The following is a 21,922-nucleotide window of genomic DNA, read 5'->3' on the forward strand; positions in this document are numbered from 1 at the left end:
TGGCGGTGTCCGTGGTCGCTCAGAGCGGACCGAGGCGGGCCAGCAGCTCGGCCTCCCGCTGCGGGTCCAGCCCTACCGGTGGCCGGTCGGGGCGCTGCGGCGGCTGCGCGTCGAGGCCACGCAGCCAGGCCCAGGTGTCGGCGACGGTCTCGGCCACCGGCCGGCAGCGCAGCCCGGTCGCGACCGCCCGGGACACGTCACCACGGTGCAGCGCGTCGTAGAGCTCCCCCGGCGGCAGCCAGACCGGCAGCTCCGTCCAGGGCGCGATGCCGGCGTCGGCGATCACCGCCGGATCGACCCAGCGCAGTCGGGCGTGCGACCCGGTCACCCGTACGCAGGTTTCCAGCAGCTCACCCATCGTGGTGTGGCCGAGCGGGCTGACCACGTTGTACGGCCCCGCCAGTCCGGCGACGGCCGCGTCCAGCGCCCAGGTGGCCAGGTCCCGGGCGTCGACGTACTGCAACGGCAGGTCGGGTGGGCCGGGGGCGAGCACCTGGCCGCCCCGGGCGACACGGGTCAGCCACCACGGCAGCCGGCCGACGTCCTCGTACGGGCCGAGGATCAGCCCGGCGCGGGCCAGCAACGCCCGGTCGCCGAACGCGTCCAGTGCCGCCAGTTCACCGCCGCGTTTGGCCCGGGCGTAGTCGACGTCGTCGCCGTCGTCGGCGCACGCGTCGACCAGCGGGGCGTCCTCGTCGGCGTCGGCCGGTGGCGCGAACACGTACACCGACCGGCTGGACACGTACGTGTAGTGCCCGACCCGGCCGCTCAGCAGCCGGGCCGCGTCACGGACCACCGACGGCGCCGCCGACCAGGTGTCGACGGCCAGGTCCCAGTCGCCGGTACGCAGCCCGGCGAGGCCGTCGGCAGTCCTCCGGTCACCGACGACCACCTGCGCGCCGGCCGGCGCCGGCCGGTGGCCCCGGTGCAGCAGAGTGACCGCCCAGCCACGGGCCAGTGCCGCCTCGACGACGCACCGGCCGACGAACCCCGTACCACCCAGCATCAGCAACCGCATACCGGCCACTGTGCCGGCCGGCGGAGCCGTACGGAAGGCCGTCACGCTCTCAGCGGAACCACCACCGGTTACTGTCAGGTAGTCATGGCTGTCCGGAGGGGAAGGACCGAACATCGTGGACCGGTACGTCCAACCGGTGCCCGCCCCGGGTGACCCGTACCGCACCGACTGGCTGCTCGGCGCCTGGCTGCGCCGCCACCTCACCCCCGCCGGGCTGGCCACGGCCGACCACCACCTGACGTCGCTGTCCGCCGAGGTCACCGGCGCGCTACGGGCCGCGCACGACGACGCCGAACGGCATCCGCCGCAGCTGGTCCGCTACGACCCGTGGGGTGCCCGGATCGACCGGATCGACACCGCCGTCGGCTGGCGGCGGCTGCGCGCCGCAGCCGCCCGGCACGCCCTGGTCGCGCTGCCGTACCAGGGCGACGACCGGGCGGGTCCCGACCCGACGGGCCGGGTCGTGCAACACGCCCTGCTGCACCTGTACGCCCCCGAGTCGGCCACCTTCTCCTGCCCGGTGGCGATGGCCGACGGTGCGGCCGCGCTGCTGAGCCGGGCCGACGTCGACCCGGCGGTCCGCGACGCCTGGCTGCCCCGGCTGACCAGCACCGACCCGGACGTCGCGATCACCAGCGGACAGTGGATGACCGAAGCTCAGGGCGGCTCCGACCTGTCCGGGACCGGCACCGTGGCGGTACCGTCGGACACCGGCGGTTGGCGGTTGACCGGCGAGAAGTGGTTCTGCTCCGCCGTCGACTCGGCGATGGCCGTCGCGTTGGCCCGCCCCGTCGGTGCGCCCGCCGGCAGCCGGTCCCTGGCGCCGTTCCTGGTACCCCGCTACGCCGCCGACTCCCCGCTGGCCGCCGCCGGCGTCGACCCGGCCGCGCCCGCCCCCGGCGTGCGGGTCCACCGGCTCAAGGGCAAGCTCGGTACGTGGGCGCTGCCCACCGCCGAGGTCGGCCTCACCGACGCGTACGCGCTTGCGCTGGGTGACCCCGGCGCACCGGGGCTGGGCCGGGCGATGACCCTGGTCGTGGTGACCCGGCTGCACAACGCCTCCGCCGCGGCCAGCGGGATGCGCCGCGGCCTGGCGTACGCGCACGCCTACGCCACCGCCCGGCACGTCGCCGGCGGGCCGCTGATCGGTTCCCCGGCGCACCGGGCGGTACTCGGCGGGCTCGCCGTCGACGCCGCCGGCGCGTTCGTCCTGGCCGGGCACGCGTTCGTGTTGCTCGGCCGGGCCGAGTCCGGCGACACCGACGCCGCGGCCGAGCTACGAATCGTCGCCCCGCTGGCGAAGCTGGCCACCGGCCGGCTCGCCGTCGCCTCGGCCAGCGAGTACGTCGAGTGTTTCGGCGGCGCCGGGTACGTCGAGGACACCGGGGTGCCCCGGCTGCTGCGCGACGCCCAGGTGCTGCCGATCTGGGAGGGCACCACCACGGTGCTGGCCCTGGACGCGCTGCGGGCGGTGCGACGCGGCGGCGGCACCCCGTTGCTGGCCCGGATCGACCAGGCCGTCGACCTGGCGGCCGGGTTCGCCGCCGACCTGGCCGGTACGCTCGCCGCCGCAGCCGCGCGGCTGCGTGACGACCTGACCGGGGTCACCGCTGCAGTCGACGGGTCGGCGGCCCTGGCCGGTGCCCGACCGATGGCACTGCGTGCGGCGCACGCCCTGGCCGCCGCGCTGCTCGTCGAGCAGGCCGCCCCCACCGACATCGGCGGCGAGGGCGAGGGCGTCGCGGCCCGCGTCGCGGCCCGGCTGTGGGCGCGCCGCTGGTTGGCCGGCGACGACATCGCCGTCGACGCCCACCGGCACCTGGAACTGCTCAGTCGGATCTGACCGACGGTCGTCCCGCGACTACCCGGGCCGCGAATAGTGTGTGTCGGCGCGCGCGGCGGCGTCCGGCGGTGCACGATCACTGTCATGGGTTCGTTGGAGATCAGCCCGACGGTCTGGATCGTCACGATCGTCGTCATCGTCGCGTTGCTCGCGCTCGACCTGGCGGTCGCGGCGTGGCGCCCGCACGCCGTCGGCTTCGGTGAGGCCGTCGCCTGGTCGGTGTTCTACGTCGCCGTGGCCATCGTCTTCGGGTTGATCTTCATGGCCTGGGCCGGCAGCGGCTACGGCACCGAGTACTTCGCCGGCTACCTGGTGGAGAAGAGCCTGTCGGTCGACAACCTGTTCGTCTTCGTCATCATCATCAGCACCTTCGCCGTACCGGAGGAACACCAGCACAAGGTTCTCACGTTCGGCATCATCGCGGCGCTGATCATGCGGGCGATCTTCATCGCCGCCGGCGCGACCCTGCTGAACCTGTTCTCCTTCATGTTCCTCGTCTTCGGCCTGCTGCTGATCTTCACCGCGGTCCAGTTGTTCCGCCACCGCAACGAGGACCCGCAGGTCGACGACAACGTCCTCGTCCGCGCCACCCGCCGGGTCCTGCCGGTGGCCCCGGACTACGTCGACGGACGGCTGGTCACCCGCCTCGACGGCCGACGGGTCGTCACCCCGCTGTTCATCGTGCTGATCGCGATCGGCAGCACCGACCTGCTGTTCGCTCTCGACTCGATCCCGGCCGTGTTCGGCATCACCCAGGAGCCGTACATCGTCTTCGTCGCCAACGCGTTCGCCCTGATCGGGCTGCGGGCATTGTTCTTCCTGGTGAAGGGGCTGCTGGACCGGCTGGTCTACCTGTCGACCGGGCTGGCGCTGATCCTCGCGCTGATCGGCGTCAAGCTGATCCTGCACTGGGGGCACACCCTCGACGACCGGGTGCCCGAGGTGGAGACGCCGGTGTCGCTGGGCCTGATCCTGGTGATCCTGACCATCACCGTCGTCGCCAGCCTGATCAAGGTCCGCCGCGACCCGACCGCCCGCGCCCACGCCGGTTCGCTGCGGGCCCACGACGACCAGCGGCCCACCGCCGGCTGACCGCGCGGCCGACCCCGCCGGTCAGGTCCGCCGGTGGGGTCGTCAGCCGGTGGTCGCGGCCCGCGCCGACCGGGCGGCCGCGATCCGGTACGCCGGATCCCGGTCCAGGTTGTGCCGGTCCCGGTCGTAGCGCCGGGTGGTCCGGGGATCGGCGTGCCCCATCGCGTCCTGCACGTCCTCCAACGGCACGCCCTCGGCACGGGCGGTGGTGGCGAACGCGTGCCGCAGCGAGTGCGGCGACAACCGGTCCCACGCCGGCAGCCCGGCGGCCCTGGCCAGCCGGCGCACCAGCCGGAACACCGCGTGCCGGTCCAGCCGGGCCCCGGTGGCGGTGACCAGCAGCGGGCCGGTGAGCGCGTCGACCGTCGTCGCGGCCGCCCCGGCCCGCTCGTCGAGATAGGCGTCGAGAATTCGCGCGGTGTCCGGGGCGAGCGCCCGTCGCCTGGACCGGCCGCCCTTGCCGACGAACCGCACACTGCGGTGTCCGCGTTCGTGACCCAGGTCGGACACGTCCAGCGACACCAGTTCACCGACGCGCAGCCCGAGGTCGGCCAGCAGGGCCAGCACCGCGAGGTTGCGCCGGCCGCTGGGGCGCGGGTCGGCGCGGGCCGCCACGAACAACGCGTCGACCTGGTCGGGGGTGAGCCCGATCGTCGCCGAATGGTCCCGGTTGACGCGGGGCCGGTCGGCGTCGGTGACCGGGTTGGCCGGCACCGCCCGCAGCCGCACCAGGAACGCGTACCAACTGGACAGCGCCGACAGTTTGCGGGCCACCGTCGCCGGGGTCAGCAGCCGGCCGCTGCGCGGGTCGATCGTCGCCTCCAACGTCCGCGCGTAGGCGTTGACGTCGAGAAACGACGCTTGCAGCGGGTCGAGGTCCGCGCCAGCGCACCAGGTCAGCCAGCCGGCGACGTCGCGGCGGTACGCCTCCCGGGTGTGCGCCGACAACCGGCGGTTGCGCAGCCACGCATCGGTGAAGTCGGCCGGTGCCGTGGCGGCGGGCAGGGCCCGGTCGGTCGGCCGGGGGACGAGACCGGGGACGGCTGCGCGGCGCATCGCAGCAGGATGCCAAAACCGTACGGTGTCGGCGGTGCCGGCACGCCGTAGATGATGATCATTTCCCGCGAGCCCGGCGGTCCCTCGGTGTCGGCGGCGGCGCTGGACGCGCCGCGGCGTCGCCGCTCAGGACATCCGGATGATCTGGCCGGTGACGTAGCGGGCCTGGTGCGCGGCGAGCAGCACCACGACCTCGGCGACGTCCTCCGGCCGCGCGATGCGGCTCACCGGGCTGGCGCCGGTGACCTGCTGCTCGACCTCCGGGGTCACCCAGCCGGTGTCGGTGACCGGCGGCGCCACCACGTTGGCCGTCACCCCGTACGCCGCGAGTTCGGCGGCCGCCGACATCGTGTAGTTCTCCTGCGCCGCCTTGGCCGCCCCGTAGGAGACCTCCTCGGGGAAACCGTGCGGGCCGCCGGAGGTCAGCCCGACGATCCGCCCCCAGGTGGCCTTGCGGGCCAGGTGCCGGCGGGCGAACTCGGCGATCAGCAGCGCCGGGGCGCGGGCGTCGACGGCGAACTGCCGGTCGAAGGTGCCGGCGTCGACGTGGGTCAACGGCCGGCCGAACCGGTCCCGGCTGTCCGGGCGGAAGGTGTCACTGAGCCAGCCACTGGCGTTGTTGACCAGGATGTCGACCGGGCCGAACGAGGCAGCGGCCTCGTCGAACAACCGGGCCGGGGTGGCCGGGTCGGCCAGGTCCGCCTCGACGGCGACGGCCTTGCCGCCGGCGGCGACGATCCGGTCGACGACGCTGCGGGCGCTCTGGGCGCGGGCCCGGCCGTACTGGGCGGGAAACGACGGGTCGTCGGCGTAGGTGGCCGGGTCCATCCGCAGGTACGTGGCGAGCACCGCCGCTCCCTGGGTGGCCAGCGCGACGGCGATCGCCGCGCCGATGCCCTGGTTGGCGCCGGTCACGATGGCCACGTGGCCGGTCAACCGGGGATCGATCATGGCCGGGCCGGCTCCTCGCGGTGGTCGGGATACGGTGCTGCCGGTTCAGGATGCCGCCTCGGTCGCACCGCCGCGACCCGTTTCCCGCCGTGTCCCCCCGTCGGCGTCCCCCTGCCCGGCGGCAGGGAGACGCCGACGGGATGTTTCAGTTGACGAGCTGCCGGCGGCCGGTGTCGCCGACGCTGATCGAGACCCGACGCGGCTTGGCCCGCTCGGCGACCGGGATCCGCAGGGTCAGCACACCGGCCTCGTAGCCGGCCTCCAACTTGTCGGTGTCGAGAGTGTCGCCGAGGAACAGCTGACGGGTGAAGGTGCCCATCGGGCGTTCGGCGGCGACCAGTTCGACCTTGTCTCCAGTGGGACGCTTGCGCTCGGCGCGGACGGTGAGCACGTTGCGCTCCACGGTGCACTCGATGCTGTCCGGGTCGACCCCGGGCAGGTCGAACGCGGCGTAGAACCAGTCGCCGTCGCGGTAGGCGTCCATGTGCATCACGGCCGGACGCGCGCTGGTGCCGAAGAACTGCTCGGCGATCCGGTCGATCTCACGGAACGGGTCGGTGCGCATCAACATCGTCGGACCTCCTCACGGGTGCGAGCTCCCTTGCCTCTCGTACTTCTCAACTCCTGATGTTGAGCCCCTCAGACTCAACTTACTTATAGCTATAGCGCGCAACTCTGCCGTCGTCAACTTGTTCCGCGTACGTGACAAACCGGTCGACACCACGCCACCCGCGACGGCAGGATCCCCGCGTGCCCACCGACCGCGACGACCCGGCCGCCTCGACGGCCTTCGGCGACGACGACGCCACCGAGCAGCCGTTGACCGGCGGAAACGTCGCCGCCGCCGTGGTCCGCGTCGGGGACACCGTGCGCCGCCCCGCCGGCGAGTGGACCCCGGCCGTGCACGCCTACCTCACCCACCTGCACGACGTCAGCTTCGACGGCGCGCCCCGCCCGCTGGGCATCGACGACGCCGGGCGCGAGGTGCTGACCTACGTACCGGGAACGGTTCCCTGGCCGGACCGGTTCGACCTGCTCGGGCCCGACGCCGCGGTACGCCGGGTCGGTCGACTCCTGCGTGACCTGCACGACGCGGCGGCCAGCTTCACCCCGCCGCCGCACGCCCGGTGGCGACGGCTCATCCCACCCGACGGCACCGACCTGGTCGTCCACCACGACCCGGCCCCGTGGAACCTGGTCGTCGGCGACCGGTGGGCGTTCATCGACTGGGACACCGCCGCGCCGGGCACCCGGCTGTGGGACCTGGCGTACGCGGCCAAGAGCGTCGTGCCACTCACCGCCGACCCGGCGTGGCAGCCGGCCGACCCCGGCCGGCGGCTACGCGTCCTCGCCGACGGCTACGGGCTCGACGAGCGGCAACGCCGGGCGCTCGTGCCGCTGCTGACCCGCCGCGCCCGGTCGATGTACGAGTTCCTCGCCGCCCAGGCCGCCGTCGGCGCCGCACCGTGGACCCGACTGTGGCACGAGGGCCACGGCACCGTCTGGCGCGACGACGCCGCCTACATCCGGGCCCACCAGCGTCGCTGGGCCGACGCCCTACTCGGTTGACGCTCCGGCCCGCTGCTCCAACCGCTCCAGCCGGGCGAGGACCGGCGCCAACTCGCGGCGGACCAGGGCCGCGACGGCCTCCGCCCCGACCGGCGCGGCTCCCGCGCCCGCGCCGCCGGAGGCGGGCGAGGCACCGGCGGTCTGGGCACGCAGATGCGCGTACCCGACCAGGGCCGCCGCGACCGCCCGGCGGGTCGCCCGCAGGTCGGCACCGGACTCCCGCAGCACCCGTCCGGCGGCACCGTCCGGTTCGGCGACCAGTCCGAGCAGCAGATGCTCGCAGCCGACGTAGTTGTGCCCGAGCGCGGTCGCCTCGGTGACGGCCAGTTCCAGCGCGCCCGCCCCGGTGACCGACCACCGCGTCGGCGCGCCGGTCGCGTCCAGCGTCGCCGCCGCGTCCCCGGGCGCGCTGTCCGTCGTCGACCGGGCCGCCAGTGCGGCCGGCGACACGTCGAGCGTGCGCAGCACCCGTACGCCCAGGTTGTCGCCCTCGTCGAGCAGTGCCGCCAGCAGATGTCCGGTCCCGACCTCGGCGGCGCCGCCGGCCCGGGCCTGGTCCCGGGCCCGCAGCAGGACGTCGCGCAGCCGGCCGGTCAGGTGCGGCAGCCGCGCCGCCAACTGCTCGGCGTCGAGCTCGGCCAGGGGGATCGCCCGGACTGCGGTGACCCGCCGGACGGCCTGTTCGAGTGCCTGCTGGCAGACCGCCGACACCGGGATCCCGGTGTCGCGGACCGCGTCGGCGAGATCGTCGGGCAGGTAGACGTTGATTTTGGGCATGGTGTGGTCGCCTCTTCTCCGTGTCGGAGCAACCAGGACGCCCGCAAGCATAACCCCACCTGTAACCCTATTGGGGTTATGCTTGCGGGCGTCGGTCGGGTCAGCCGACCCGGCCGGGCCGCTCGTCGACCGGTGCCGGCGACCGGCCGGCACCGCGCGTGCTGCGCAGGCTCCACACGATCGACACGGTGATGGTGACGACGATGACGCCCAGGGTCACCGGGATCGGCAGCTTGCCGACCGGCGTCTCGGACAGGATCAGCTTCACTCCGGCGAAGGCCAGCAGGAGGGCCAGCCCGTAGTGCAGGTACACGAAGCGGCGCAGCAGCCCGGCGAGGCAGAAATAGAGGCTGCGCAGGCCGAGGATGGCGAAGGCGTTGGCGGTCCAGACGATGAACGTGTCGGTGGTGATGGCCAGGATCGCCGCCACCGAGTCGATGGCGAAGATGAGGTCGGTGGCCTCGACGGCGACGAGAACCACGAACAGCAGCGTGGCGACGCGCCGACCGTTCACGCGGGCGAAGAACCGGTCACCGTGGTAGGCCGGGTCGGTCGGGACGAGCCGGCGGACGAGGCGGACGACGGGGTTGCGGTCCGGCGGGGTCTGCTCGCTGTGGCGGAACGCCATCGTGTAACCGGTGTAGATGAGGAACGCGCCGAACACGTACGCCGTCCAGAAGAACGTCTCGAGCAGTTCGGCGCCGACGAAGATGAACACCAGACGGAACACCAACGCACCGATGACCCCCCAGAACAGCACCTTGTGCTGGTAGGCGGCCGGCACCGCGAAGTACGTGAAGATCAACGCGAAGACGAAGACGTTGTCGACCGACAGTGCCTTCTCGATCAGGTAGCCGGCATAGTACGTGCCGGCGACGTCGCCGCCCTGCCACGCCCACAGCAGCACCCCGAACAGCAGACCTGCGGCGATCCAGATCCCCGACCAGGTCAGGGCCTCGCGGAACTCGATGACATGGTTGTCGCGGTGCAGGTACAGATCGACCGCGAGCATCGCGGCGACCCCGACCATGACAGCGGCCCACACCCACCAGGAGACAGCCAACGCAGGACCTTTCGGTCGGCCGGACCCGCTGCCGCGGGCCGGCGCCACTGGTCGACAGTCTCCCCGGGACACCGCCGGTGGGCGGTGACCGCGCCACCGGGGCCCGGATCCGCCGGACCCGTACTGACGACAGCGCGTCGAACGCCGGGTACTCCCCCTCGAACTACGGTCAACTATTCACGAAGCACAGTTCGCCTGTCAAGGGGCGATCGGCTCGCCGACCGGTGGCGGCGGCCCATCCCCGGGACTTACGATGCGGTTTTCACGTCTCGTCGTACGTATGTGGACGCCGCCACCGCAGGAGGACCGCACCGTGTCAGGCACCGACGCGCCGCCGCCGGCACGCCAACGGAGCTGGACGTTCCTGACCAACCACGCCCACGTCCTACTCGCCATCGCCCGCGACCCCACCACCCGGCTGCGTGACGTCGCCGCCACCATCGGCATCACCGAACGCGCCGCGCAGGCCATCGTCGCCGACCTGGTCGCCGCCGGCTACCTGCGCCGCGAACGGGTCGGCCGGCGCAACCAGTACACGGTCAACCGCGCCGGGCACTTCCGCCACCCCGCCGAAGCCGACCGCAGCATCGGCGACCTGCTCAACCTGTTCACCGACTGACCGGCGCCGCCGCCCGCTCCCGCAGATAGGCGTCCAACTGCGCCGCCCCGACCAGCATCGCCCGGCCCCGCGCCGACAACCGGTCGCGCCAGCCCCGCAGCGTCGCCTCCAACGGGGCCACCCCGCCGGCGTCACGGACCTGCGCGATCAGCGGGGCGACCTGCGCCAACAGGTGGCCGCCCCGCCGCAACTGATGGATCAGCAGCACGTCCCGTACGTCGTGCGCGTCGTAGACGCGGTACCCGGTCCGCCGGTCCCGGCTCGGCCGGACCAGCCCGGCCGCCTCCCACTTGCGCAGCGTCGCCGGCCGCAGCCCGAGCCGGGCCGCCAACGGGCCGATGAACGTCCCGCCGGGCACCGGGGCGACCGGGGTCAGCTCGCGCAGCGCCGCCTCGACAGCCCGCACGGTACGCCGGTCCTCCCCCAACTGACAGTGGCTGTCGTCGATGATCCGCAACGCCTCGTCGACCGCGTCCCGGTTCACCGCCCGCATGACCGCCGTCGCCGTGGCGTGACCGTGCCCGCGTACCAGCGCGACGAACGTCCGCAGCGCCTGCGCGTGCAGCGGCGTGTAGCAGCGGTGACCGGCGGCGGTCCGCGCGGCCGCCGGCAGCACACCGGCGTCCTCGTAGTTGCGGACCGCCTGCGTGGACAGACCGTGCTCACGCGCCAGGTCCACCGGCCGCATCGACTCCCCCTCGTTTGAAGGTTCACCGGGCATCGACAGCGTGCCGGACACACAAACCTTCCACCGTCGATTCAACGATACCGTTGAAGCAATGACCATCACGGACCTGGCCCGCCCCGTCGACGGCGACGCCATCTCGGCGTTCCTGCGGGCACAGCCCACCCGCCCCCTGCTGCTCGGCCTCGGCGAAGCCCGGCACTTCGTCGGTGAACTGGGCGAACTACGCAACGAGATCTTCCGCCACCTCGTCACCCACGAGGGCTACCGGTCGATCGCCATCGAAAGCGACTGCCTGCGGGGCCTGCTCGTCGACGGTCACATCGCCACCGGCGCCGGCAGCATCGACGACGTCATGCGCGACGGCTTCAGCCACCAGTTCGGCACCTCGCCGGCCAACCGCGACCTCGTCCGCTGGATGCGGACCTACAACGACGACCACGACCACCAGCTGCGGTTCTTCGGCATCGACGGCCCACTGGAGTACTGGGCGGACAGCCCCCGGACGGCACTGACCGCCCTGCACGACCTGCTCGACGGCCCACTGCCCTGCACCCGGGAAACCCTCGACGCGCTACTGGGACCCGACGACCGCTGGTCGGACGAGGCCACCGTACGGGACCCGTCCCGGTCGATCGGCCGGTCCGCCGACGCCCGCCAACTCCGGCTGATCACCGACGACCTGCTGGCGCTGACCGACACCCAGCTGCCGCAGCTGGACCCTCCGCGCCGCGAACGGGCACAGCTGTACGGGCGTACCGCACTCGGTCTGCTGCGATACCACCACGCGATGGCCGACCCGTCCCCGGACCGACTGTCCCGACTGTCCGCGCTGCGCGACGCCATGATGGCCGCGAACCTGCTCGCCGCCGCCGACCACGGCCCCACCCTGGTCTTCGCCCACAACCTGCACCTGCAGCGCCACCCCGCCGTGCTGACCCTCGGCGACCAGCGGCTACGGATGTGGAGCGCCGGCGCGATCACCGCGACCCGCCTCGGTGACCGGTACGCCTACCTGGCCTCGGCCTTCGGCACGCTCGGCGACGACGCCCCGGCACCGGACACCGTCGAAGGTGCCCTGGCCATGCTGGGCTGGGACAACTGCCTCGTGGACGCCCACGCCCTGGCCCGCGCCCACGCCACAGCGGCGACACGGGTCAGCGAGGACTTCGCCTACTTCCCGCTCGACCCGGCCCAGCTCGACATGGTCGACGGCGTCGTCTTCCTCAACCAGGCCCGTCAGCTGCAGGACCCATGGTGACCCGGCGCGTCCCGCGACCCTGATCGCGCCAGTGGGCCGCGGCCAGCAGGTCCCGCACCAGCGACGCGGTCCGCGTACCGGGGTCGACCACCGCCAACCAGCCGGCGCCACCGTAGACGGGATGGGCGAACACGGTGTCGGCGGCTGCGGGATCGACCCCGGCCGGGTCCTGCCCGACGTGACGCCGCACCTCGTCGCGGCCCACGGCGATGTTGAGCCGGAACACCCCGGGCCGGTCCAGCCGCGACGACGTGTCACCGGGGTAGTCCTTGGTCACGATCGTCGCGAACGGCTGACGCCGGGCCGGGACCGTGCCGTCGGGTGAGACGTAGAAGAACGTGTCACCCCAGCTGATCGGCGGCGTGCCGTCGCCGACGGCCGGCCGCAGCACCAGTACGTCGTCGCCGAGGCCGGCGACGAAAGCGATGATCTCTTCCTGTGTCACCGTTCCAGCGTTACATTGCAGTGCTCGTGGAGACTTCACGCTCACGATCAGCGGTGAACGGGGCCGCATGTCTCCACTCGGGGGCCGTCGGTGCCCGCTCAGCGGCGCTGCGTACGGTCGACGTCGCCCGCCGGGCCGGGTACGGCGTCCAGCAGATCCGCAATCTGGAACGCGACGGCGTCCTGCCGCCGGCGCGTCGCACCGTCGCCGGCCACCGCATCTACGGGGAACTGCACCTGCGGTGCGCGCTGGCCTACCGGCACCTGGCCGCCGCGACGGCACCGGCCGACGCCCGCCGGATCGTCACCGCAGCACACCAGGGCACGCCCGCCGTGATGCTCGCGCTGCTCGACGCCGTACACGCCCGGCTGGACACCGAACGCGCCGCCCTGCGCCGGGCTCAACTGGCCGCCGAGGCCATCGCCGCCGAACCGATCACCGACGTACGGGTGTCCGACGCGATGGGCATCTCCGAACTCGCCGCCGCCCTCGGCGTACGCCCGTCGACCCTGCGGCACTGGCACGCCGAAGGTCTCGTCGTGCCCGACCGGGCCGGCACCACCCGGCGGTACACCCCGGAGCAGGTCCGCGACGCGCGGATCGTGCACCAGCTGCGGGCCGCCGGCTACCGGGTCGCGCCGCTGCGCGCACTGATGCCGCAGCTACGGACCGCCCGCAGGTCGGCCGACGTCCGTACCGCGCTCGCGGCCCGCGACACCGCGATCACCGCTCGGTCCCGGGCCCTGCTCGACGCCGCCGCCGAGCTCGGTACGGTGTCGACCCTCACCGCCGCCCGGGAACCTGTGTCGTGATGAGCCCCTACCAGCGCGCGATCGGTCGGCCCACCGCTGGATCCGACGGTCCCGGTCACCGTCAACTTCCACCCCGACCGCCTCGCCGGGCACCGTACCGTCATCGACGCCCTCGCCGACGACGGCCGGTACCTGTCCCAGTTCGTCACCGCGATCAGCAACGGCGGGCTGACCGCCCACCCCGGCGGTGACCGGTGGCGCTGGGAGAGCACCATGTTCGGCGGTGCCTACGACGACGCGCCCGCGCACCACCGACCGGTGTACGGGGCGCTCGACCCGCGCCACCGGCCCGGGGGCGCGGCGCCCCGGTTCGGCTCGTGTCACCTGAGGCTGTCGCCGACCGTGCTGGACCGGTGCACCTTCTGCTATCCGGACAGCGTGTTCGACCCGACCATGTTCGGTGTCGCCGCCTCCTGCGCGTTGGTCGACCTGCTGGCCGCCGCCGCACACGACGACCCGCTCGACGCCTACGTCGAGGCTCAGGTGCACGGCCCGGTCCGTCTCGACCGCGACGTCGCCGCACTGGTCCTCGACCCGTCGTACCGGGACACCCCGGTGGAGGCCGCCGCCCGGCGGTCGTCCTGCCCGCTGGAATGGCACCGCGGCTTCCAGCTGGACGTCGCCACACTGCGCCGCCACCACGACTACCGGGGCGCCCGGTACGTCGACCTCGGCGTCCGGCTCGCCGTCGACGGCACGCTCACCCCACGGATCATCGGCGACGCCGCCCGCACCGGCCGGTACGACCCGCAGGACCTCAAACGGGTCTGGCACTACCTCGCCCGGTTCGGGGCACCGGACCCGGGCTGACCCCTGCGGCGCGCCGACGCCGGTGACGCCTCACCGCCGCCGTGCCCGCACCAGGACCCGACGTGAGTGGGCGACGAACACCCCGTCGGCGACAATCCGCCGGTGCACCGCCGCCAACTCGTCGCGGTACCGCTCGACGGTGAACCCCGGCACCGTCCAGACGACCTTACGCAGGAACACGATCACCGCCGCGATGTCGAAGAACTCCATCCGCAGCGACTCCATCCGCAGGTCGACCACGTCCAGACCGGCCCCCGTCGCGGCGTCGCGGATCCGGTCCGGGTGCTGATCGGTACGTGGCGGCACCGACACACCCAACGCCGCCCGCAACTCACCGACCGAGTCCGGACCGATCTGCTGCGACAGGTACGTCCCGCCGCGTTCCAATACCCGCGCTACCTCGGGCCAGCGCACCACCGTCGGATGCCGACTCACGACCAGGTCTAAGACGCCGTCGCGAAACGGCAGGTCCTCGTCCTCGGTGGCGTGCACGACGGTCGCCCCGAGCGGGGTGAGCCGCTCGCGGGCCACCTCGACGTTCGGCGGCCAGCCTTCCGTGGCCACCAGGACGGGCGGCGGTGCCGCCACCGTGGCCAGCACCTCACCGCCGCCGGTCTGCAAGTCCACCGCCCGTCGGGCGCCGGCCATCCGCTCGCCCAACAGAGCGGAGTATCCCCAGGACGGGCGCCGCTCGGTTGCCCGGCCGGCGAACCAGGTGAAGTCCCAGCCGGCCACCGGCACCGCCGTCGCCTCGGCGACGTACTCATCGAAGGTCGGCACCGGCTGATTCTTTCGTCGGGCCGGTCGGGGCCTCAACCGGATAACGGCGGCGGCGTGGCCGTCGGGCCGGAGTTGGACGTCGCGTCCCGTGCCACAAGGTGCGTTTGCAGGTACGCCCGCACCTTGTCCAGCAGGGCGGGATTCTCCTCGACCGCCCATGTCACCAGATTGCAGCGGTGGCAGAGCAACTGCCGGACGACTCCGCTGCGGTGGTCGTGGTCGACCGCCAGGCGCCGTGGCGCACCGCCACGGCCGCGCGCTGTCTCGGACTGGCCGCAGATCGCGCACCGCCCTGCCTGGTCGGCCAGCATCTGCTCGTACTGCGCCGAGGTGAGGTTGTACTTCTCGCGCAGGACCTGCGCGTGCGAGACGCGGTCGCCGTCCTTGGTCGCGTAGCGGGCACGTTTGTCCGCCAGGATGCAGGCCTTGCATGGTCTGCGGGGCAGCGCCGAGTGCAGCTGGTCGTAGAAGGCGGTGCGCGGCTTCGTCTGGCCGCATTTTCTGCAGAACACTACGTCGTCACCCACTACTGCACCATACAACCTGTGTGTTGTTGCCGCATAACTGTCATTATGGTGTCTGGCGTCCTCAGGTAAGGCGGGTGACTCAATTATTGGATTGTCGTTATCGGCAATCCAATAATTGGGTCACGTAGTGGCCGTAAGCGATGGCGGGCGACTGGTCCGCTGCGGATCTCCCCCGTGCACACGCACCGTCGGCGCTGGACACCATGTGCCACCATCGTCCGGGTTGCTCCCACCGGACTGATCAGAGAATGCGAGGGACGGGATGAGGGCAGACCACTACGACGGCTTCGCTCGCAGCTACGCGCAGGAGAACGAGTCGGGTCTGTTCAACGCTCACTACGAGCGGCCGGCGATGCTCGCACTCGCAGGCGATGTCCACGGTCGCCGGATCCTCGACGCCGGGTGTGGCGCCGGGCCCCTGTTCGAAGCGCTCCGCACCAGAGGCGCCATCGTGACCGGGTTCGACGCCAGCCCTGCCATGATCGAACTGGCACGACAGAAGCTGGGCGAGGACGCCGACCTACAGGTGGCCGACATCAGCCTGCCGCTACCGTACGCCGACGACACCTTCGACGACGTCGTCGTCTCACTCGTGCTGCACTACCTGCAGGACTGGACGGCACCACTGGCCGAGCTGCGGCGTGTGCTCAAGCCCGGGGGCCGCCTTCTGCTGTCGGTCAACCACCCCCGCATCCTCGAGTCGAGCGACCCCAGCGCCGACTACTTCGCCGTCACGCCGTACTCGTTTGAGTACACGTTCGGCGAGGAACGCGCGATGCTGACCTTCTGGCACCGTCCCCTGCATGCCATGACCGACGCGTTCATCCGGGCCGGCTTCCGGATCGCGGTCGTCAGTGAGCCGCCCTTCTCACCCGACACCCCACGCGAACTGCTCCCGCCCGACCTCGGCGACCGGACGGCCTTCATCTGCTTCATCTTTTTCGTCCTGGAAGCACACTGAGGCCGCTGCTCCGAAGACCGCGCCTGGTGAACACCGTCGAACCGGCCACGGCCAGTGGAGGCCCCAACGCGGCATGAGCCAGGGCGCTGGCGGGCCATCCGGCTGCGGCCGACGAACCCCCGCCCCCGACGGCGCGGCTCCTCGCCCACCTGGTGGCATCGGCGACCGCACCGCGCGCCACGACACAGCAGCGCATCGACGCCGACCTGCAGACCTGGCGAGTGCTCAACGGCGACGTCCTGTCCTTCGACGGACCTGCCGCGCGCCGGTTCGTCACAAGCCCGCCGAGGGTTCGCGCCGACGACACCTGCGGCGGGACGTGGCCGGTGAGCGGCACCCGTTACACTTCGGCGGCGATGGACACCCCGCCGCCGGCCACCGCACCCCCGACCCGGCCCTGTGCGCACTGCGGAACCCCGGTGCCGCAACGGGCCGCCGCCGGCAGACCGTTCCGGTACTGCCGCGACAACGACGGCGCCTGCCAGCGGGCCTCCCGCGCCAACCGGATGCGCCACCGCGACGCGCCGGGCCTGGCCGGACAGCTCGCCCGCAGCTGGGAGCTGGTCGACCGGCTCGACCAGATGGTCGGCACCCTGACCGAGACCCTGCACGCCGAACTGTCCCCCGCCGGTGTCGAACGGCGCGTGGCGCAGGTACGCGCCGAAGCCGCCGCCATGCTCGCCGCCGCCCAGGCCGAACGCGACGACGCCAGACAGGCGGCCGAGTCCGCCGCCGAGGTCGCGGCCACCGCCGGGCGGAACGCGGCTGACGCCGCCGAGCAGGCCCGGCAGGCCCGGCAGCGGGCCGAGGCGGCGGAGTCCGCCGCCGAGGCGGCCCGGGCGGACGCCGCCACGGCGTACGCCGCGCAGACGACGGCGCAGCAGCAGGCGGCCGCCGCCGACGCGTTGCGGCAGCAGGCCGCCGCCGACCTGGCGGCTGCCCGTACCGAGCTGGCGGCCCTCACCGCCGCCCGTGACGACGACCGACGCACCATCGAAGCCCTGCGCCGCGACCTTGCCGCCGCCGACGAGGCGACGAAACAGGCGGCGACGCGGGCAGCGGACGCGCAGCTGCGGTGCCGGCAGGCGCAGCAGGAGGCCGAGCAGGCCGCCGCCGACGCCGCGACGGCTCGTGCCGAGGCCGCCGCGCTTGCCGAGACGCTGCGGGAGGTCCGGGCTGACGCCGACGCGGCCCGCCGCGACGCCGAGCAGGCCACGCGGCGGGCCGATACCGCCGATACCGACGCCGCGTCGGCGCGCGCGGCGGCGGAGACCGCGAGAGAGGAAGCGGAACAGGCCCGCACCGAGGTGGTCACCGCAGCCTCCCGCGTCGAATCGGCCCAGCACGACCTCGCTGCCCGCACCGCCGAACGGGACGCCGTCCGAGCCGAACGGGACGCCGCGCTGGCCCGGGTGGCCGAACTGACCCGTCAGGTCAGCGATCTGGCCGGGGCGTTCGCCGCGCTCAGCGCGACCGGCACCGGCGCACCGGTGACCGCACCGCCGCCGGGCACATCCTCGTCACAGTGACATACATCGCATCCGTGCCGTCACCGGTGTGCCAAACTTCGTTAACGCCACGTTTCAATCGCCTGACAATGCCCAACGCCGGACCGTGTCGACGCGGCGACGGGCGCCCGCCGGATACGCTCGCACAGGTCGTGCGCGGACTGGCGTCACCGGGGCGGCGCCGACCGACGGCGGGAATCGCCCGCCCCGCGCACATCGTTACACCTGAAGACCAGCACCACGACCGAGGGGATAGCCGATCATGGGCGAGCGCATGCTGCGCGGAAGCCGTCTGGGAGCAGTCAGCTACGAGTCCGACCGCAACACGGAGCTCGCGCCGCGCCAGACCCGCGAGTACCTCTGCGCCAAGGGGCACCAGTTCGAGGTCCCGTTCGCCGTCGACGCAGAAGTCCCGGTCACCTGGGAATGCAAGTTCGACGGCAGCGTCGCCCGGCTGGTCGACGGCAACGAACCGGAGCAGAAGAAGGCCAAGCCACCGCGTACCCACTGGGACATGCTGCTGGAGCGCCGGTCGATCGCCGAACTCGAGGACATCCTGGCTGAACGTCTGCAGGAGGTCCGCAACCGTCGCGGCGGTGTCTGACCCGGGGGCGAACACCCGGTCCGGCTGTAGCAACGGTGTGGGGCCCGTACGCGTCGCGTACGGGCCCCACACCGTTTCACACCACGATCAGCGTGGATCCACGATCTCGCCCTCGATCGTCGGGCCGTCCGCCGCCTGCTGGGCGGTGCCCGGGTCGGCCGGCGACGGCCCACCAGTCGACGACGGCGGATACACCCGGACCCGCCGTGGGCCGAAAACCTGTCCGGCCGCCGCTGACGACATCCGCCGCTCCGCCGCGACCTGGACCCGGCGGCGCACCAGCCGCCGCACCGGCGGCACCGCCAGCACCGCGCCGGCGGCACCGCTGACCAGACCGGGCGTCGCCAGCAGCAGACCGGCGACAAGACCGAGCACACCGTCGCTGACCTGCTCGCCAGGGGGCTGACCGGCCTGCGCCGCCGCCCGGAAGTTGCGCCACGCGCGGACACCTTCCCGCCGCAGCAGCACCATTCCCGCCATCGACGCCGCGATCACCACCAGCAGCGCCCAGCCGTACCCGATCTGGCGGGCCACCGACACGAAGACGACGAGTTCCAGAATCAATCCGGCGACCAGCGCCAGCGGAATCCAGCGCACCCGTCGACGCATGTCACCTCCAGCGAACGTGCGGTGTGGCGTCACCCGTCCAGCATGACACGCCGTACCGTCACGGCCAGCGCGCCGGCGACGCCGCGTCGCGGTCACGCCGTCCCGCGCCGGTGACCGCGTCACGACGGGCCCGCAGCCCCCACACCGTGACCCGCCACAGCGCCTCCCGCACGATCGCGGCGCTCATCTTGCTGGCACCCTGCTCTCGCTCGGCGAAGGTGATCGGCACCTCGACGATGCGGAACCCCTCCCGGTACGCCCGCCAGGTCAGCTCCACCTGGAACGAGTAGCCCTGCGACGACACACTCCCGTAGTCGATCTTGTCGAGGACCGGCAGCCGGTACACCCGGTACCCGCCGGTCGCGTCACGCACCGGCATCCCCAACGCCAACCGGGTGTACAGGTTGCCGCACTGCGACACCACCCACCGGTGCCGGGGCCAGTTCAACACCTCACCGCCCGGCACCCAGCGCGACCCGATGACCACGTCGGCGCCCACGGCCGCGTCCAGCAGCGCCGGCAGCTGCTCCGGCGCGTGCGAGCCGTCGGCGTCCATCTCCACGACCGCGTCGTAGCCACGGTCCTTCGCCCAGCTGAACCCGGCGACGTACGCCGCGCCCAGGCCCTGCTTGCCGGGTCGGTGCAGCACGAACACCTGCCCGTCGGCGGCGGCCAGCTCGTCGGCGACCGCGCCGGTGCCGTCCGGCGAGTTGTCGTCGGCGATCAGGACGTCGACCTGCGGCACGGCAGCCCGGACCCGCCCCACGATGAGCCGTACGTTGTCCGCCTCGTTGTAGGTGGGGATGACCACCAGCACCCGACCGACACCCGGGTAGCCCTCCGGGCCATCGCCTGCCGACACCGCCTCGCTCACCGTGCCTCCGCATCCACGCCGCCCGAGCGCCGTCGCAGCCACGCCGCCGCGACCACGACCGCCCCAGCGGCCACCACCAGCACCATCTCGGGCCAGAAACCTGTCCGAGTCGCAAGAGTACGCGTCGAGCCCAGATCCAACTCACTCACCACGACGGCGGCGGTGTTGAACTCCGTCGCCTGCGACACCCGCCCATTGTCATCGACGAATGCCGATACGCCAACCGTGGAGGCCATCAGCCCCGCCCGGCCGTGTTCCACCGCCCGCAGCCGCACCATCGCCAACTGCTGACCCGCCTCCGCGGCGTTGAACGTCGCGTTGTTCGTCTGCACCGCCAACACCTGCGCCCCACCGGTCACCGTGTCGCGGACCAGCCCGTCGTAGGCCACCTCGAAACAGATGATGCCGCTGACCGTCACCGGCCCCACCCGCAGCACGCCCGGCTCCGAACCGGCAACGAAATCCGCCCGGACCAGATCCACCTGATCAGTGACCATCCGCGCCAACCGCCGAAACGGGACATACTCGGCAAACGGCACCGGATGCCGCTTCACGTACACCTGCTCGACGCCACCGGAACCCGAACCCGGCTCCCACACCAGACTCACGTTGCGCACCTCCCCCTCACCGGGCCCGTACGCCAACGCACCCACCACGATCGGCACCCCGACGGCCGCCGCCGCCTCGTCGATACTCGCCGCCGCCCGCGCGTCCCGCATCGGATCCACATCACTGGCGTTCTCCGGCCACACCACCAGATCCGGCGCCGGCACCTGCCCTGCCCGCACCTGCTCCGCCAACCGCACCGTGCCCTGCACATGGTTGTCCAGCACCGCCCGCCGCTGCGCGTTGAAATCCAACCCCATCCGCGGCACGTTGCCCTGCACGATCGCCACCGTCACCGACCCCGCCGCACCACCACCCAGCGGCACCACCGCCCCCACCAGCAGCACCCCCGCCGCGACCAGCACACCACCGGCGGCCACCAGCGCCGACCGGCCCACCCGCCACCGCCGCCACACCGCCGCCGCCAGCACCCCACCGGCCACCGCCACCACGAACGTCACCAACGGCGCACCACCGACCGCCGCCCACGCCAACGCCGGCGAATCACTCTGACTGAACGCCAACCGCCCCCACGGAAACCCACCGAACGGGGTCCGACCCCGCAACGCCTCCTGCCCCACCCACAACACACCCGTCACCACCGGCCACACCACCAGCCGCCGCCGGTCCACCACCGGCGACACGAACGCCGCCGCCGCCCCCAGCACCGCCAGGTAACTGGCCTGCAGCCCCGACAGCAGCACCCACGGCAAACTCCCGGTATGCAGATTCGTCCAACTCAGCAACGGCGCGAAGAACACCACCCCGGCGAGGAAACCGACACCCGCGCCCGCCCACCACCGCCGACGGTGCACCGCCACCGCCAACGCCGCCACCCCCACCGGCGCCGCCCACCACAGGTCGTACGGCGGAAACGCCACCAGCAGCGCCACCCCGGCGACCACCGCCAACCCCACCGCCACCGGAACCGGCACCGCCCGACCCGGCACCGCCGACACCGACGGACCCGACCGCACCGGCACCGCCACCGCATCCACCATCGCCACGTCGAGCCCCACTGCGCCGCGGGCCACCGCCCACGGCGGCCTCTCCGATACGTCCGACGAAGGCTACCGGCAACCCGGACCCGGCGGCGACGCAAGCGACCACCGCGAACGGCGTACCGTCCGCACACGAAGAATCGGGGCGCGGCCGGTCGGCCGCGCCCCGCACTCCCAGGCCCCCGCCGGTGCGACAGGACACCCGTGCAGTGACCTTCGGACCGACCCACCGGGAACTGGCTGCCCCCGACGGGCCGTTGTCTACTGGCCCTGCACGACCACCTGCCCACACACCGGAAAGTCGCGGCCGGTCCGCGCCGCCTCGCCGACCCTCGCCCACTGGACCTGGCCGATGCGGACACCACCTGTGGCTGACCCACAAGTGGCCCACCCGCACTGCGACACACGTCGCTCGGCCAGCGGACGAAGAAACGAAGCGAACATCAGCCGC

The 21,922-nt window shown here is 72.8% G+C and carries 23 protein-coding genes; 10 read left to right on the plus strand and 13 right to left on the minus strand.

What is annotated here, in order from left to right; genetic code table 11:
* Positions 1-19: 19 nt before the first annotated feature.
* Positions 20-1,018 (minus strand): reductase, encoded by a 999-nt coding sequence (locus ACN28F_RS00765; RefSeq protein WP_289206231.1) that lies wholly within the window; start codon positions 1,016-1,018, stop codon positions 20-22.
* 115 nt (positions 1,019-1,133) lie between these two features.
* On the opposite strand from ACN28F_RS00765, the gene ACN28F_RS00770 reads away from it, so the two are divergent.
* Both ACN28F_RS00770 and ACN28F_RS00775 read left to right on the plus strand, forming a co-directional pair.
* Positions 1,134-2,861, plus strand: coding sequence for an acyl-CoA dehydrogenase family protein (locus ACN28F_RS00770; protein WP_421356814.1), 1,728 nt, complete (start codon positions 1,134-1,136; stop codon positions 2,859-2,861).
* Positions 2,862-2,945: 84 nt separating this feature from the next.
* Positions 2,946-3,953: a TerC/Alx family metal homeostasis membrane protein gene (locus ACN28F_RS00775; RefSeq protein WP_289206233.1), complete on the plus strand. Its 1,008-nt coding sequence runs from the start codon at positions 2,946-2,948 to the stop codon at positions 3,951-3,953.
* A 42-nt stretch (positions 3,954-3,995) separates the two neighbouring features.
* Here ACN28F_RS00775 and ACN28F_RS00780 read toward each other — a convergent pair whose 3' ends face one another.
* The 3 genes from ACN28F_RS00780 to ACN28F_RS00790 form a co-directional block, all read right to left on the minus strand.
* Positions 3,996-5,009: a tyrosine-type recombinase/integrase gene (locus ACN28F_RS00780; RefSeq protein WP_289206234.1), complete on the minus strand. Its 1,014-nt coding sequence runs from the start codon at positions 5,007-5,009 to the stop codon at positions 3,996-3,998.
* 126 nt (positions 5,010-5,135) lie between these two features.
* Positions 5,136-5,960 (minus strand): SDR family NAD(P)-dependent oxidoreductase, encoded by an 825-nt coding sequence (locus tag ACN28F_RS00785; protein WP_289206235.1) that lies wholly within the window; start codon positions 5,958-5,960, stop codon positions 5,136-5,138.
* 145 nt (positions 5,961-6,105) lie between these two features.
* The gene (locus ACN28F_RS00790; protein ID WP_289206236.1) at positions 6,106-6,531 is read right to left on the minus strand and encodes an Hsp20/alpha crystallin family protein; all 426 of its coding nucleotides are present in this window, start codon (positions 6,529-6,531) and stop codon (positions 6,106-6,108) included.
* Between the two features lie 179 nt (positions 6,532-6,710).
* Here ACN28F_RS00790 and ACN28F_RS00795 point away from each other — a divergent pair, with 179 nt between their 5' ends.
* On the plus strand, positions 6,711-7,529 hold the full coding sequence (locus ACN28F_RS00795) for a phosphotransferase (protein ID WP_421356770.1): 819 nt from the start codon (positions 6,711-6,713) through the stop codon (positions 7,527-7,529).
* Here the strand turns inward: ACN28F_RS00795 and ACN28F_RS00800 are convergent.
* Both ACN28F_RS00800 and ACN28F_RS00805 read right to left on the minus strand, forming a co-directional pair.
* Positions 7,518-8,306 carry a Clp protease N-terminal domain-containing protein gene (locus tag ACN28F_RS00800; protein ID WP_421356769.1) on the minus strand — a complete coding sequence of 263 codons (789 nt, stop codon included), beginning with the start codon at positions 8,304-8,306 and terminating at the stop codon, positions 7,518-7,520. The genes ACN28F_RS00795 and ACN28F_RS00800 overlap by 12 nt on opposite strands.
* 100 nt (positions 8,307-8,406) lie before the next feature.
* Positions 8,407-9,369 (minus strand): TerC family protein, encoded by a 963-nt coding sequence (locus ACN28F_RS00805; protein ID WP_421356768.1) that lies wholly within the window; start codon positions 9,367-9,369, stop codon positions 8,407-8,409.
* Between the two features lie 313 nt (positions 9,370-9,682).
* On the opposite strand from ACN28F_RS00805, the gene ACN28F_RS00810 reads away from it, so the two are divergent.
* A complete protein-coding gene (locus ACN28F_RS00810; RefSeq protein WP_289206240.1) occupies positions 9,683-9,988 on the plus strand; it encodes a helix-turn-helix transcriptional regulator in 306 nt (101 codons plus the stop codon).
* Here ACN28F_RS00810 and ACN28F_RS00815 read toward each other — a convergent pair.
* Positions 9,978-10,727, minus strand: a complete 750-nt coding sequence (locus ACN28F_RS00815; RefSeq protein ID WP_421356767.1) for a TioE family transcriptional regulator — start codon at positions 10,725-10,727, stop codon at positions 9,978-9,980. The two genes, ACN28F_RS00810 and ACN28F_RS00815, sit on opposite strands and share 11 nt — an antisense overlap.
* Before the next feature lie 40 nt (positions 10,728-10,767).
* Here ACN28F_RS00815 and ACN28F_RS00820 point away from each other — a divergent pair, with 40 nt between their 5' ends.
* A complete protein-coding gene (locus ACN28F_RS00820) occupies positions 10,768-11,934 on the plus strand; it encodes an erythromycin esterase family protein (RefSeq protein WP_421356766.1) in 1,167 nt (388 codons plus the stop codon).
* On the opposite strand, the gene ACN28F_RS00825 is transcribed toward ACN28F_RS00820, so the two are convergent.
* Positions 11,900-12,379: a DUF6194 family protein gene (locus tag ACN28F_RS00825; RefSeq protein WP_421356765.1), complete on the minus strand. Its 480-nt coding sequence runs from the start codon at positions 12,377-12,379 to the stop codon at positions 11,900-11,902. The genes ACN28F_RS00820 and ACN28F_RS00825 overlap by 35 nt on opposite strands.
* Positions 12,380-12,432: 53 nt before the next feature.
* Between ACN28F_RS00825 and ACN28F_RS00830 the strand changes: the two genes are divergently transcribed.
* Together ACN28F_RS00830 and ACN28F_RS00835 are read left to right on the plus strand one after the other, a co-directional pair.
* A complete protein-coding gene (locus ACN28F_RS00830; RefSeq protein ID WP_421356764.1) occupies positions 12,433-13,191 on the plus strand; it encodes a MerR family transcriptional regulator in 759 nt (252 codons plus the stop codon).
* Between the two features lie 102 nt (positions 13,192-13,293).
* Positions 13,294-14,001 carry a DUF3626 domain-containing protein gene (locus ACN28F_RS00835; RefSeq protein ID WP_421361195.1) on the plus strand — a complete coding sequence of 236 codons (708 nt, stop codon included), beginning with the start codon at positions 13,294-13,296 and terminating at the stop codon, positions 13,999-14,001.
* A 30-nt stretch (positions 14,002-14,031) separates the two neighbouring features.
* Here ACN28F_RS00835 and ACN28F_RS00840 read toward each other — a convergent pair whose 3' ends face one another.
* The gene (locus ACN28F_RS00840) at positions 14,032-14,781 is read right to left on the minus strand and encodes a methyltransferase domain-containing protein (RefSeq protein ID WP_289206245.1); all 750 of its coding nucleotides are present in this window, start codon (positions 14,779-14,781) and stop codon (positions 14,032-14,034) included.
* 32 nt (positions 14,782-14,813) lie between these two features.
* Positions 14,814-15,308 (minus strand): endonuclease domain-containing protein, encoded by a 495-nt coding sequence (locus ACN28F_RS00845; RefSeq protein WP_289206246.1) that lies wholly within the window; start codon positions 15,306-15,308, stop codon positions 14,814-14,816.
* A 262-nt stretch (positions 15,309-15,570) separates the two neighbouring features.
* Between ACN28F_RS00845 and ACN28F_RS00850 the strand changes: the two genes are divergently transcribed.
* From ACN28F_RS00850 to ACN28F_RS00860, 3 genes are all read left to right on the plus strand, one after another.
* Positions 15,571-16,269, plus strand: coding sequence for a class I SAM-dependent methyltransferase (locus ACN28F_RS00850; protein ID WP_421356815.1), 699 nt, complete (start codon positions 15,571-15,573; stop codon positions 16,267-16,269).
* Positions 16,270-16,421: 152 nt separating this feature from the next.
* Positions 16,422-17,798, plus strand: coding sequence for a serine/threonine protein kinase (locus ACN28F_RS00855; RefSeq protein ID WP_421356816.1), 1,377 nt, complete (start codon positions 16,422-16,424; stop codon positions 17,796-17,798).
* A gap of 241 nt (positions 17,799-18,039) precedes the next feature.
* On the plus strand, positions 18,040-18,381 hold the full coding sequence (locus ACN28F_RS00860; protein ID WP_289206248.1) for an RNA polymerase-binding protein RbpA: 342 nt from the start codon (positions 18,040-18,042) through the stop codon (positions 18,379-18,381).
* An 87-nt stretch (positions 18,382-18,468) separates the two neighbouring features.
* On the opposite strand, the gene ACN28F_RS00865 is transcribed toward ACN28F_RS00860, so the two are convergent.
* The 3 genes from ACN28F_RS00865 to lnt are packed head-to-tail and all read right to left on the minus strand — an operon-like array spanning position 18,469 to position 21,471.
* Entirely contained in the window at positions 18,469-18,990 is a 522-nt protein-coding gene (locus ACN28F_RS00865; RefSeq protein WP_289206249.1) for an FxsA family protein, read from the minus strand.
* A gap of 58 nt (positions 18,991-19,048) precedes the next feature.
* Positions 19,049-19,864, minus strand: coding sequence for a polyprenol monophosphomannose synthase (locus ACN28F_RS00870; RefSeq protein ID WP_289206250.1), 816 nt, complete (start codon positions 19,862-19,864; stop codon positions 19,049-19,051).
* Positions 19,861-21,471, minus strand: a complete 1,611-nt coding sequence (gene lnt / locus ACN28F_RS00875; protein WP_421361196.1) for an apolipoprotein N-acyltransferase — start codon at positions 21,469-21,471, stop codon at positions 19,861-19,863. Before lnt ends, ACN28F_RS00870 begins: the two co-directional genes overlap by 4 nt.
* Between the last annotated feature and the right edge of the window lie 451 nt (positions 21,472-21,922).

The organism is Solwaraspora sp. WMMA2101, assembly GCF_049179175.1.
Classification (GTDB): domain Bacteria; phylum Actinomycetota; class Actinomycetes; order Mycobacteriales; family Micromonosporaceae; genus Micromonospora_E.